This is a genomic window from uncultured Fibrella sp., assembly GCF_964250085.1.
Taxonomy (GTDB): Bacteria; Bacteroidota; Bacteroidia; order Cytophagales; family Spirosomataceae; genus Fibrella.
Genome location: NZ_CAXUEC010000004.1, coordinates 287,651 through 300,589 on the forward strand (window position 1 = coordinate 287,651; position 12,939 = coordinate 300,589).

Sequence of the window (12,939 nt, forward strand, 5' to 3'; positions counted from 1 at the left end):
ATTGACTTTGCATCCCCGCCTCGCTTACATCCTGTCTGTTATTTTTCATCCGTTGCTGATGCCTACGTGGCTGTTTGGGCTGTTGCTTTACGTGACTCCGGCCCGGCTCAACGTTGATACGTACTCTCCCAGCCTGCGGGTCAGCCTGCTTGTTCTGGTGTTTATCGGCACTTTTGCCGTACCCAGCCTGCTGATCTATTACCTCTACCGAACCGGCTTTCTCACCGACCTGAACATGCCCGACCGTACCGACCGGCGGCTTCCCTATCTGATCACGGGTATGGTGTATCTGGTGGTAACGTACCTGTTCGCGTTTCGGATGAGCTTATTTTCAGAAACATCGCCTGAAGTAGCCATTATCCTGGGCAGCATTACCCTGTCGATCCTGCTGGTGGGCCTTATCAACACCGTCTGGAAAATAAGCGCCCACACTGTAGGTATCGGTGGCGTGTTGGGCACGGTCATGCTGCTGCTCATCAAACATAGCGACACCGAGTTGTTCATGCCTTTTATTGGCCTAATCGTGCTGAGCGGCTTAGTTGCCAGTGCCCGGCTTCAGCTCAACGCCCACACCGTAGGGCAGGTTGGGGCTGGCCTGGGGCTGGGCGTATTCGTGAGTGGCCTTGCCATTTTCTGGCTCGTTTAGCTAAGTTTGTGGTATGCGCAGCCTACCGCCCCATCTCGATCTGTTTGGCCTCATTATCCTGCTTGGCGTGGCGCAGGGGCTGTTTCTGGGCCTGTTTTTCCTGACGGGCAGCCGATCAGGCAGCATAGCCAACCGCTGTCTTGGCTGGCTGATGCTGAGCATCTCGGCAGTTATTGGCGAAATCCTGCTGGGCTACAGCAACTACCAGTTTCAGTTACTGGACTGGGTCGATTTCTCCGAGCCGCTCAACTTTCTGATGGGGCCGCTGTTCTTCCTCTACGTCTTCGCCCGCATCCGGGGTCGGCTTCCCCGTCAGTGGGCCTGGCACCTGCTCCCCGCGCTGATCTGGGCGATCAACGCTATTTCATGGCTTTATCAGCCCGTTGAGTACAAGTACAATAACTACCTGGAAGCGTGGCATCCTGAACTGCCTCAGGTAGCCGAACTACACACGTACCTGAGCGAAGACTTTCTGGGCCTGAGAGACTACATCAACGAGCTAACACTACTGAGCTGTTTGCTCTACAACGGACTGGCCCTGGCTGTTATCAAACCCGCTTTCCAAAAAGCGGGAAAATCAGTCTGGAGTAGTTCGCCCGCGGTTTTGGCCCGCCTCCGCAACCTCACGCTCCTGTTTGCTGTCTTGCCTTTGCTGATTGTGATCGTTAAACCACAATTTCAGGAAGACCTCGGCGATTACCTGCTGGCCTGCTACCTGACGGGCGTAATCTACGTCACCAGTTTTCTGGTCATGAGTGGCTCTACATTTTTTCAGGATAACGTACCTGAACAAGCCCCCAATCCGATCGGCAACGTACCTGGACCAGAACGAGCAACCGGCGAAACCAGCGAAGAACCCCGCCGGAAATACGAAAAATCGTCGCTCTCGGAAGAAGTGGAAGATGCCGTACTCCGCAAGCTCGACCAGTTGCTGGCCACCGAAAAGCCCTACCTGCAAACCGACATGTCGTTGCCCAAACTGGCCGCTCAACTCGGTACCAGCCCGCATCACCTGTCGCAGTTGCTCAACGACCGGTTGGGCCAACGTTTCTTCGACTGGCTGGCCACTTACCGCGTTGCCGAAGCGAAGCAGTTACTTCGCAACACCAACACCGCCTACCTGAAGATCGACGAGATTGCCGAACGCGTGGGATACAACTCGCCGTCGGCTTTTCATACCGCCTTCAAACGAATCACCAACCAGACCCCCGCCCAGTTCCGCGATGCCGCCCAAACGGAGCGCAACTGACGCCAGGCGGCAGTCAATCGAGTTCATCCCGGTCGGCTCGAACTTCGCGACGATGGGCAAATAGGGCTACTAGCAGGCAGAAACGCCACTTTTGGGGTATCAACCAAACGCCATCCTGCATGCAACCGGCTTCTGCTCCCAGCCCCTCATCGCCACTCACCTTACCGATAGCCAACCGCCGCTATGACCTCGACTGGCTACGGATCATTGCCATCATCATACTTCTTTTCTACCATACCGGCATGATCTACGTATCGTGGGGCTGGCATATAAAAAGCCCCCAACACAGTCAGCCAATGGAAGAAGTGATGCGCTGGCTCCACCGCTGGCGGATGCCGCTGTTATTTTTCATCTCGGGTGCCGGTACGTTCTTCGCCCTTCGTAAACGCAGCTACGGGGCCTACGCCGGGGAGCGGGTTCGGCGGTTATTTATTCCGCTGGTCTTCGGCATGTTCGTCGTGGTTCCCCCGCAGATATACATCGAATGGCTGTTTCGTGGCCGGTTTGCGGGTAGTTACCTCGACTTTTACCCGGAGGTATTTCATTTCCAATCCTATAAAGACGGAGGCACGGGCGGTGCGTTTAGCTGGCATCACCTATGGTTTATCTGCTACTTGTTTTTCTATTCCCTGCTGAGCATTCCCATTTTTCGGTGGCTCAAAAGCCCCGGTGGACAGCGGTTCACCGACCGGCTGGGTACGTTGCTGGCGCGGCCGGGTGGGGCGCTGTGGCTGGTCGGAGCGCTTCTGATCAACGATGTAGCACTGGGCGGTTTATTTCCACGCGAGACGCACGGGCTGACCGACGACTGGGCCTACTTCGTAAAAAACCTGCTCCTTTTCTGGGCTGGCTACCTGCTCATCAGCCGTCAGTTGTTCTGGCAAATCCTGGCCGATCAGCGTCGTTATTTTCTGGTGGCCACGCTGATCTGTACAGCCCTTCTCTACGGCTCAAGGGCCATTTTTGATGAAGAAACCATCGACCAAAACACCTTGTCCAGAACCCTGTACAGCTTCAACAGCCTCTGCCTTACCTGGTTTTCGGTCTTGGCAACGGTCGGTTATGGCTATACGTACCTGAATAAGAATCACCGCTGGCTCCCCCACCTCAATGCCGCCGTTTACCCATTCTACATTTTACACCAAACCGTTATCGTACTTATCGGCTACTACGTGCTGACTAAGACCCCATTCGGCGTGTATAGTGGCTTCCTGGTCGTCAGTTTTGCCTCACTAGCCGTCTGCATAGTAACGTACCTACTACTCATCCGCCCCTTCTGGCTGACAAGGCTGTTCTTTGGCGTGAAGATGTAACGCGGACTTGAGTCCGCATTTTGTTGTAAAAAAATGCGGACTCAAGTCCGCGTTACCTCCCTTGAAACTTGCCAAAAAATTAGTATGCTTGCATACTAATTTAGAAACCCATGTTCGAGAACTTACTCTACACCGTCGAAAGTGGCATTTGCCGCATCACGCTGAACCGCCCGCATGTGTACAATGCGCTAAGCCCCGGCCTGATCAGCGATATTACTGCCGCTGTTACCGCCGCTGGTGCCGACGACACGGTACGCGTGATTGTGCTCACGGGCGCGGGCGACAAAGCATTCTGCTCCGGGGCCGATCTGAAAGAAGGCTTTGCCAATGCGCAGTTGTCGGGCGGTGGCATGGCCCTGGGAGAGTCGTTGCGTAATGGATATCACCCCATGATCGTGGCCATGCGGAACGTACCCAAGCCAATTATCGGGCGCGTCAATGGGGTAGCGGCGGGGGCAGGCTTCTCGCTGGCATTGGCCTGCGACGTGCTGGTCTGTAGCAATGAGGCGTATTTCAGTCAGATTTTCGTCAACATCGGCCTCATGCCCGACGCTGGATCTACGTTCTTCCTGCCCCGCCTGATCGGCCCGCAGAAAGCCTTTGAGTTATGCAGCACCGGCCGCCGGGTGTATGGACCCGAAGCGGCCGCACTTGGTCTGGTAAACCGATCGGTTGCTGCCGACGAGTTAGACGCCGCTGTAGCCGAACTGGTGGCCTATTATGCGGCTGCGCCTACTCTGGCGATCGGTGCTATGAAAAAAGTTTTGAATCAATCGCTCTATTCTGACCTGGCCCATCAGTTGGAACAGGAAGCTGACAATCAGGATACTTTGGGCCGAAGCAACGACGTGGCCGAAGGTATTGGCTCGTTTCTGATGAAAAAAGCAGCAAAATTTCAGGGCCGCTAATTTGACAAACAGCTTTTTTACACTACTTTTGCAATCCCAACACGGGAATGCTTTCGTAGCTCAACTGGATAGAGCACCTCACTACGGATGAGGAGGTTTGGGGTTCGAATCCCTACGAGAGCACAGAGCCGGTCAGCAATGACTGGCTTTTTTGTGTTTATGTATATAGCCAATTGGCTACAGATCAGGAGGTGGATTCAGGTCGTGCCCGACTTTGAAGAACTGTGAGCGCACAAACATGACAAATCCCTCCCAGCGTCGTGCCGAAAGGGATTTCTAGTTTAATGGCTTTTTTGAGAACTCGCCTCACTACGCCGCTCCACGTGTCGAGTGATTACGTAAACTAACTACGCCCGAAATTTCTGGTAGCCGTTATCGGGTCGGCTAAAATGTGGCTGCCGCTGATCCCCGCGATTCATCAGGGTTGTACAGGTGAATTAATTCACCTAACGCCATTGCCCATCCCACCATGATCACTGCGCCTAGTACAAGGCATGAAGCAAGGGGATACATCATGACCGTCTGAATCAGCATGTAGGCAATAAGTGCTGGAAATGGATTTTTCATGGCCTGTCGGATAATGCATTCTATAAACGGGAGCATACCGGGTTTAGATTGCATTCAAGCTCGAATAATTAGATATAGCGACAATATTAGTCGATTTGCTGAGGGAATGGTTATTTACCGCTTATATATGTTCGATCAACTGGTAAATCGGCTCACATCTACGAGGTTATGTCGGCTGGTAACTAGCCATCAGGTCTGGCTATACGTAGGCTCAACCCACCAGTTAGTCGTATTATCCACGTAATGTGGGCTGCTTCTAACAAAAGCCCTACCCACGGGTTCAGTCTGGAACACTACATGAACCCGGTAAGCATGATACCAGTATGGGCGCAAGCCGGACTTTGGGGATTACTGGCTGGTGGTGCGCTGCTGATTGGCGCCGCCATTGGCTATTTTATACAGGTACCCCAGCGGCTCATTGCCAGCATCATGGCCTTTGGCAGCGGCGTTTTGTTTTCGGCGCTCTCGTTCGAACTCATGGACGAAGCCTACCGGACAGGTGGTTTTACGGCTACGGCGGCAGGCTTTATCGGCGGCGCGCTCGTTTACTCGGTTGCCAATTACTATTTGTCACACCAGGGGGCTAAACACCGCAAACGATCGGGCGACCATCAGCAATCCGAAGCCGACCAGCCCGGTAGCGGAATGGCCATTGCCGTCGGTGCCCTGCTCGACGGCATTCCAGAATCCATCGTGATCGGGCTTAGCCTGCTGAGTGGCAAAGGAGCCAGTCTGGTGGCGGTTGTTGCCGTGTTCCTGTCCAACATTCCGGAAGGCTTGTCCAGTGCGGCGGGCATGAAAAAAGCGGGTCGTTCGGTTGGGTACGTTATGGGAATCTGGACCGGTATCGCCCTCATTTCGGGCATCGCGGCCCTGATTGGCTATAGTCTCTTTCAGGACTATTCAAATACGGTCGTGGCCGCTACAACTGCCGTAGCCGCCGGGGCAATCCTGGCCATGCTGGTTGACACGATGGTGCCCGAAGCCTTCAATGAAACCCACGAGTTTGCCGGGCTACTTACCGTAATCGGCTTCATGGTGTCGTTTATTCTCTCGAAACTGGCCGGGTGAAAGTTATCCAACGTCTATCCTCATCATCACTACTCAAGTTGCACGGTCGATTTTTGAATCAGGTTTGTGGCCGCGCCCTGGTTTTGGATAGATCCGTCGGTGTAGTGAATACCGTCTGCTTTTCTGCCCAATCGGGTTGTTACCCCGATCAATCTGTTGTTGGACGTACCTGATCGAAGCACAACCGACTCGAAAGCCGGATGGTAACCGGCTTTAACGGCCCCAAATGAGCTGATGACCGAATTAGCCAGTGTATTCCCCGACGAGTTGCCGCCAAATTGCCAGCTACTCTCCACGGTTGTTGAATGCACCGTAATCGTCAGCCCGGCGAAACTACTGTTCTGGCAGTTCACATCGACGCCCCGGTGACCCAGGTACGTTCCGCCGATGAAATGGATGTCTTTAGCATCATATACCTGAAACGGTCGGCTGGTCATGACGAAATTCCCCCCTTTCACCGTAATGCGCTCCGTCGAGTTACGACCATCGTCGGTAATCGAGTAGCCCACGGCGGTTTCCAGTTTGGCGCTGGCCGCGTTATCTTCGGCCAGCACATTTTTCACGTTAACAAACTCATAAGCAATGTCTTTTGCATTGATCGACTGGTTCTGCGCGTGGTATATGTTGGTAATGAGCCCCGACAAACTGGTGGCCATCCGGTGAGGCTCACTATCGTTGGTGGTGAGGTTCTCGAACCGGTTGCGGGTGATCGTCAGGTTCGACAGCCTGGGCTTATCATAGCCCTGCGACAGTATTTCCACGCCCATCCGGGGACTATTCAGAAATGAACAATCGTGCACGTACAGGTCCGTCGACGTACCGCCTGAATGGCTTACGGTACTGTACTGAACGATACCAAACGCGTTGTAATGCCCGCTGCCCGTTCCGACGAACGTGCAGCGGGCAATTTCCCAGCCGTGAAACGAAACCAGTTCGTTAGAAAAGAGAATGGGGTAACCGCTCCCCGTCGATGTCGACCGAAACGTCAGGTTGTCCAGTTTTACCCGGTTCACTGGTTTATTGCCCTGAAATAGCAGCGCCGTGGTGCCCGACGTGAGAATGGTTGCCCCTTTCTGAGCCGTAACCAGCACATTGTTCCAGGCGCCGGTACGTTGCAAACCACTAGGCCCCACATCGTAAACACCCGACAGTAATGCCCGCTTGTTGGTTTGCGCTGAGGCCAGAAAGCGCGATAACTCAGCCACGTTGCGGATGGGTACATCGGTCATCACCGCCATATTCACCCGGTTTCGGGTACTATCGGCAGGCAGGGCTGTTTCGCCAACAGGTAGCAACTGGTCCGTAGCCAATCGGTAAGCAGGCAACGTACCCAGACCGACCAGCAAAAGCACCATCAGGTGACTATTCTTCATAACGTCAGGCAATTATAGCGGGGGCTACTTATCACGTCCACAAAGCTGCGCCTAAGTGCGGCAAAAGAGGCATGTATATTACAATACGGCCCCTTTTTCCTAACCATATCAGAAAATACGGAAATCGACTGAGGGGCCGATAGCCGTTCTCATTAAGTAGTCATTCGTGATTCTCTGCTTCTTGGTTAACCAATTTCCAATTACCTTATGAAAAAACTACTGGTTGCTTCTCTCCTGCTATTCATTACCGCATCGGAGCTACGGGCACAAACGAAATGGACGACCGACAAGGCCAATCAATGGTACAAAAAGATAGGATGGGTTAGTGGCAGTAATTTCCAGCCCAGCACGGCCATCAATCAACTGGAGATGTTCCAGGCGGCCACGTTTGATCCACAAACGATTGATCGTGAGTTGGGTTGGGCCGAAGGTCTGGGCATGAATGCCATGCGGGTTTATTTGCACCACATCGCCTGGACGTCGGACAAAGCGGGATTCAAGAGCCGCCTCGATCAGTATTTGCAGATCGCCAATAAACACGGTATCAAGACCATTCTGGTATTTTTCGACGACTGCTGGAACGACACGTATCAGCCCGGCAAGCAGCCTGATCCCAAACCGGGCGTACATAACAGCGGCTGGGTACGTGACCCCGGCACCATGATCCTGAATCACCCCGACAGCCTGCCGGTGCTGGAATCCTACGTGAAAGACGTGCTGACGACGTTTAAAAACGACGACCGTATTTTGCTCTGGGACCTCTACAACGAACCCGGCAACAGCGGCTACACCAGCAAAAGTCTACCCCTGCTGAAATCGGTATTTACCTGGGCGCGGGCGGTTGGTCCGTCGCAGCCGGTCAGCGCCGGGCTCTGGAACTGGAGCAAAGCCTTCGATGAGCTAAATGCCTTCCAACTCGAAAATTCAGATGTGATCACCTACCACAACTACGCTTACATTGACAATCACGCCAACCGAATCAATGATCTGCGGCAACATAACCGCCCGCTTATCTGCACCGAGTACATGGCACGCCGGAACGGGAGCCTCTTCCAGACCATCCTTCCCCTGTTGAAACAGGAAAACATTGGGGCCATCAACTGGGGATTTGTGTCGGGGAAGACCAACACGATCTTCGCCTGGGACACCCCGATCGCCAGCGGCCGGGAGCCGGAACTGTGGTTCCACGACATTTTCAGAAAAGACGGAACCCCATTCAGTCAGGATGAAGTCAACAAGATCAAAGCCGTAACGGGCAAGAAATAAGCTGCCGTGAGCCAACAGACAGCAACTAACTTTTGCTGTCTGAACGAAAGACAACGTACCTGCCGTGTGTGATAGACGTCAGGTACGTTGCTCGTTATCCTCTTAAGAAAGGTGTTAGGACAAGTTTATTTTTTGACAGGATTTACGGGATAAACAGGATTTCTTTTCCTCTGAAGCCTACTAAAATCCTGTTTATCCCGTAAATCCTGTCAAAAAATAAACTTGTCCTGCACCCTCTAAGAACTAGTTGATTCGCGAACTGGCTAACTGATTTTCTACATATAAACAACTATCCAGTTACCTAATCACCAGTTCCCCAATCACCAGTTAACCAATTACTTAAAACAGATTCGGGTAATCGGTGATGATGCCGTTGACGCCCAACTGGATAAGCTGATCAATTTCGGCTTTTGTATTTACCGTCCAGGGAATAATCGACATACCCTGCTGATGGCATGTCTTCACGGTTTCGGCCGTTACGGTCTTGTAATACGGGCTGTAAATCTGCGGCGTGAACCCCAGCGTGGTCAGATTTTCAGCAACCGATTTGGTGTTCGCCGTCAGGTAAGCCAGTATAACGGCCGGGTACTTCTGATGGAGCACCTGCAACGGCCGGGCATCAAACGACTGGATGTTCAGCCGCTTACCCAGCTTTCGGGGCTGACAGATGGCCATCACCAGGTCAACGAATTCGGGCGGGGCGGGATGGTACACGCCGTCGGTTTCCGGCGATGACTTGATCTCGACGTTATATTTCGGCAACGGCATTCCCTTCGACTTGGCATACGCTTCCACCGAGTCGAGCAGGGTGGAGAGCAATGGTTTATAGACCGAAAACTTCTGCTGCTCCTTGAACTGCGGGTGTGGCTTCGTCCCTACATCATATTTTTTGATGTCTGCATACGACAGTTGGTACAGGTTGATCGTCTTTTCCTCGGCCGCCGTAACTGGCGTTCCATCGGGTTTGAGAGTAATCGTCGAGGCCATGTAAGTATCGTGCGACACCACCACCTGCTTGTCTTTCGAGATCACCACATCCAGTTCCAGCGTCTGCACACCCAGATCGAGGGCTTTTTTCATGGCCGCCACGGTGTTTTCCGGCATCAGGCCCCGGCATCCCCGGTGACCCTGCCGATCAAACGTACCTTGCGCCTGAAGTCCGAATGAGCCGAGCAGCAGGCAGAATAGGGCTATCGTTTTCATAGTAAGTTTGGGTTTATGAATTTACTTACTGGTTAAACGAATAGCGCAAACCGATCTGAATCTGATACGGATCGCCCGAAGGGGTAACAACGCCCGCCGTATTTACCCGGTAATTGTACTGCCGCGTTGCCTGGCTGAAGGCGGGAATAGCGGGTGATGTCTGCGTTGCCGCCACACTGACCGGGGCATATAGCGCCTGTGTGCCCAGCGACTGATTGGCTCCGTTATATTTGTTCAGCAGGTTGGCCACGTTAAACACATCGACCGACAGGTCAAGGCTGTGAATTTTCGCGACCCGGAACCGTTTGCTGGCCCGGATGTCGAACACCCCATAGAAACCGTTGATGCCTCCGTTGCGCTCGGCTATCCGGCCCGAATACGTGGTGATGTAATCCTTGATGCTCTGGCTGGCGGTAGGGTTGTCAAGAATGGCCTGCAAACCGGTTCGGACGCTGGTCGGTACGCTTTCCCCGTTCCGATCGAAAATAAAGGCCAGGTCATTCGTCGTCACAAAGTCGGCGTTGCTATTCACGCCCGACAGCAGCGTATAGCGGGTGCCGCCGATGCCTGAGAAACGGAAGCCAACCGTGACGCCGTAGAACGAAGGCAGGGTGCCGTACACGACTACTTTACTGCGGAACTGGTTATCGGAATACGTCAGGTTGTTCAGATTGCGCGGATCATCTTTCACCGGTAAAACCAGTGTAGCACTGTTGGCCACGTTGCCATTGTAGGAGGTGTTGTCGCGGGTATCGTTCCAGGTGTAGCTGGCCGAAATCTCACCATCCCGGAAATACTGGTAGGTTGCATCGGCAACAACGGCAAACTGATTCACCATGCCCTGGCTGGTTAACTCCAGCACCCGGCCCAGTCGCTGACTGATCCGGCCCTGCTGCCAGTCGCCCGCCCCTGAAGCTGGCATTGACGCCAGTGGTACGTATACGCCCCGGTTATCTTCGTTGGGAATGCGGAAAAAAGGCTCGGCTACCATGTTCCGGTCAACGTACACATAGTTGTTGCGGCCCAGCGTCATAAACCCGGCAAGGCCTGCCCGCAGCTTATCGGTCAGGTAGCGGTTATAGGATAGGTTGGCTTTGTAAATAACCGGCACCTGGGCATCGGCCCCCGTCATGTTGATGGTGGGCAGTTGAAAAGCCGCCAGTGAGGGAATGCTGGCGTAATTGGCGCGGTAGGCCGCGAAGTCAGGCACAGGTACGTTGGGTGCCCTGACGTCTACCGTAGCCAGGTGCTTTCCGTCGAAGGTCAGGTTATTGATAACCGCGTAGTTGTTGATGTCGGACGCGAAAATACCCCCACCGAATCGGATGAAGTTGGTGTGCTGATTATTAATGTCCCAGGTGAACTGCAATCGGGGCTGCACCACAAACGACTTGAGTTTATTATCCGTGCGCAGCTTCAAATCCTCCAGCACCACCTGATTTAGCGGCGAGGATGGGTAGTGGGCGTAATCCAGCCGCAGACCGGCGATCATTTCCAGGCCCGGAGCCAGTTTTGTAGCCAACTGCCCGTAAACACCCGCGTTCAGGGTTTTGCCAACTACGGTCCAGTCATCCATAAGGGGCACCTCCCGGAAATAGCGATACGGCTTCAAGTTTTCAAAGTTTTGCAGGGCAGTGCCAGTTCCGTCGGCGAGGTAGTGGAAACGGCCATTTACTTCGCTGCCGTACAGCGAGTTGGCGTGAGTATACATCAGGTCAAGGCCAAACGTGTACTGCACCTTGTCGGTGTTGTAATATAGGTTGTCAACCAACTGAATGACGTTGTTCTGGAAGCCTTCCTGTGCAAACCGGTGCCCACCCGACTGAAGGGTAGTGGTCCGATTGGCGCCCGCAACGACCGAGGGTACGTTTTCGACCAGGTTTCTGGGAATATTAGCTTCCGGCAGTTGATCGCCGGGGCTGCTTTTCTGGTATGTGTACAGGTGCTGTACTTTCAGTTCGTTGGTAATCCGGGGGCTTATCGCCGTGCGCAGGGTAGCCAGAAAGCTATTATCCCAGTTAAAATCGTTTCCGTATGACTCGTAAATGTTGATGGGCGAGTTATCCTGTAGGCCCAGCTTATTCAAATCGCGGGTGTAGTTGTTCCGAACGGTAAGCAGGTTTTTGCTATTGATCTGCCAGTCGAAGCGGGCAAAAGCGGCGTCGGAACTCCGGGGCTTATCGAAGGTGCCATACTGCGGATCGCTGGATGTGCCATACTTGGTCCGGGCGATGCTTACAAACTGGTCGAGGGTGGCTCTGGTCACGTTGAACCGGTTTTCGTCAACCGGCGTCTGCACGTCTGCGATGATCAGCGGTCGGGAATCCTGCTGATGGTCCCAGACCACGAAAAAGTGCAGCTTGTCTTTAATGATTGGTCCGCCCAGCGAGAAGCCGTACTGATTGGTAGCAAATTTATTGTTGCGGTCATTACCCCGAATGTCGTATGGGCTTGATAACCAGTTGGCCCGCGTGTAGTTGAAGGCGCTCCCGCTCAGCGTGTTGGTACCGGCTTTGGTCACCGCGCTCACGATCCCCCCGCCAGTGCGGCCATAGGTAACGTCATACTGGTTGGTTACCACCTTAAATTCCCGCACGGCCTCGATGGAGATGGAGTACGGAGCCCCGCTGCGGCTGGTTGTTGAGCCCGCCGAGGTTGGGTTTTTGGCCGTCATGCCGTCGATGGTGTAGTTGGTCGATGAACCAAGCTGCCCGGAGATACTACCACCCCGGCTAAGTGGCGACAGATCCGTTAAGGTGGTGAAGTTCCGGCCGTTGACGGGCAGGCTGGCAATGGACTTGGCCGACACCGCCGTGGCAGCACCCAGGTTATCGACCTTGTTTTTCAGTCCCGATGCTACCACCTGCACCACTTGCAGCGTCTGGCTATTTTCCTGCATGGGCAGGTTCACCCGAACCGCATCGCCCTGGTTCAGCGCGTAGCCCGTCCGGGTCTGGTCGCCGTAACCGACAAACGTAACCCGAATAGTGTAAGGGCCGCCCAATGGTAATTCTTTAAACAGGTACTCGCCCTGCGCGTTGGTCACTGTTCCGGTATTGAAACCGGTCGATTCGTTACGTACCTGAACGGTAGCGCCAGGCAGCGGGCTTTTCTGTGTGTCTGTGATGATGCCGGAGATGGATGCCTGCGTGGTTTGGGCAACAACGCTCGTTGTAACAAGACAGGCAATCAGGAGAAGTAAAAGAAGGGGTAGTACGTGTTTTTTCATGCAACTGAGGCTTGCTATTTTCAGGCTGCAAAGAGACGGCGACACCATTAACTGAGTGTTACCGCTCTATTAACAAATTAAAATACTATACCTGTGTACTTACTTCTCCGCCAG

At 53.7% G+C, this 12,939-nt stretch carries 10 protein-coding genes and 1 tRNA gene; 7 read left to right on the forward strand and 4 right to left on the reverse strand.

Features of this window, described 5'->3' with window-relative positions; translation table 11 throughout:
- Positions 1 to 7: 7 nt before the first annotated feature.
- The 5 genes from ACFE8Q_RS14760 to ACFE8Q_RS14780 all read left to right on the forward strand — a co-directional run bounded on the left by ACFE8Q_RS14760 (position 8) and on the right by ACFE8Q_RS14780 (position 4,239).
- The gene (locus tag ACFE8Q_RS14760) at positions 8 to 646 is read left to right on the forward strand and encodes a hypothetical protein (protein ID WP_375446176.1); all 639 of its coding nucleotides are present in this window, start codon (positions 8 to 10) and stop codon (positions 644 to 646) included.
- A gap of 13 nt (positions 647 to 659) precedes the next feature.
- The gene (locus ACFE8Q_RS14765; RefSeq protein ID WP_375446177.1) at positions 660 to 1,895 is read left to right on the forward strand and encodes a helix-turn-helix domain-containing protein; all 1,236 of its coding nucleotides are present in this window, start codon (positions 660 to 662) and stop codon (positions 1,893 to 1,895) included.
- Between the two features lie 119 nt (positions 1,896 to 2,014).
- Complete coding sequence (locus ACFE8Q_RS14770; RefSeq protein ID WP_375446178.1) at positions 2,015 to 3,208, forward strand: acyltransferase family protein; 1,194 nt, start codon at positions 2,015 to 2,017, stop codon at positions 3,206 to 3,208.
- 110 nt (positions 3,209 to 3,318) lie between these two features.
- Complete coding sequence (locus tag ACFE8Q_RS14775) at positions 3,319 to 4,116, forward strand: enoyl-CoA hydratase/isomerase family protein (RefSeq protein WP_375446179.1); 798 nt, start codon at positions 3,319 to 3,321, stop codon at positions 4,114 to 4,116.
- A 49-nt stretch (positions 4,117 to 4,165) separates the two neighbouring features.
- Positions 4,166 to 4,239 (forward strand) — tRNA-Arg (locus tag ACFE8Q_RS14780).
- Positions 4,240 to 4,500: 261 nt separating this feature from the next.
- On the opposite strand, the gene ACFE8Q_RS14785 is transcribed toward ACFE8Q_RS14780, so the two are convergent.
- A complete protein-coding gene (locus tag ACFE8Q_RS14785; RefSeq protein ID WP_375446180.1) occupies positions 4,501 to 4,719 on the reverse strand; it encodes a hypothetical protein in 219 nt (72 codons plus the stop codon).
- A gap of 276 nt (positions 4,720 to 4,995) precedes the next feature.
- Here ACFE8Q_RS14785 and ACFE8Q_RS14790 point away from each other — a divergent pair, with 276 nt between their 5' ends.
- The gene (locus tag ACFE8Q_RS14790; RefSeq protein WP_375446181.1) at positions 4,996 to 5,754 is read left to right on the forward strand and encodes a ZIP family metal transporter; all 759 of its coding nucleotides are present in this window, start codon (positions 4,996 to 4,998) and stop codon (positions 5,752 to 5,754) included.
- 29 nt (positions 5,755 to 5,783) lie between these two features.
- Here ACFE8Q_RS14790 and ACFE8Q_RS14795 read toward each other — a convergent pair whose 3' ends face one another.
- A complete protein-coding gene (locus tag ACFE8Q_RS14795; RefSeq protein WP_375446182.1) occupies positions 5,784 to 7,127 on the reverse strand; it encodes a hypothetical protein in 1,344 nt (447 codons plus the stop codon).
- A 207-nt stretch (positions 7,128 to 7,334) separates the two neighbouring features.
- On the opposite strand from ACFE8Q_RS14795, the gene ACFE8Q_RS14800 reads away from it, so the two are divergent.
- Positions 7,335 to 8,393: a cellulase family glycosylhydrolase gene (locus tag ACFE8Q_RS14800; protein WP_375446183.1), complete on the forward strand. Its 1,059-nt coding sequence runs from the start codon at positions 7,335 to 7,337 to the stop codon at positions 8,391 to 8,393.
- Between the two features lie 339 nt (positions 8,394 to 8,732).
- On the opposite strand, the gene ACFE8Q_RS14805 is transcribed toward ACFE8Q_RS14800, so the two are convergent.
- Both ACFE8Q_RS14805 and ACFE8Q_RS14810 read right to left on the reverse strand, forming a co-directional pair.
- Entirely contained in the window at positions 8,733 to 9,596 is an 864-nt protein-coding gene (locus tag ACFE8Q_RS14805; protein WP_375446184.1) for a glycerophosphodiester phosphodiesterase family protein, read from the reverse strand.
- Positions 9,597 to 9,621: 25 nt separating this feature from the next.
- The gene (locus ACFE8Q_RS14810; protein ID WP_375446185.1) at positions 9,622 to 12,825 is read right to left on the reverse strand and encodes a carboxypeptidase regulatory-like domain-containing protein; all 3,204 of its coding nucleotides are present in this window, start codon (positions 12,823 to 12,825) and stop codon (positions 9,622 to 9,624) included.
- Positions 12,826 to 12,939 lie beyond the last annotated feature (114 nt).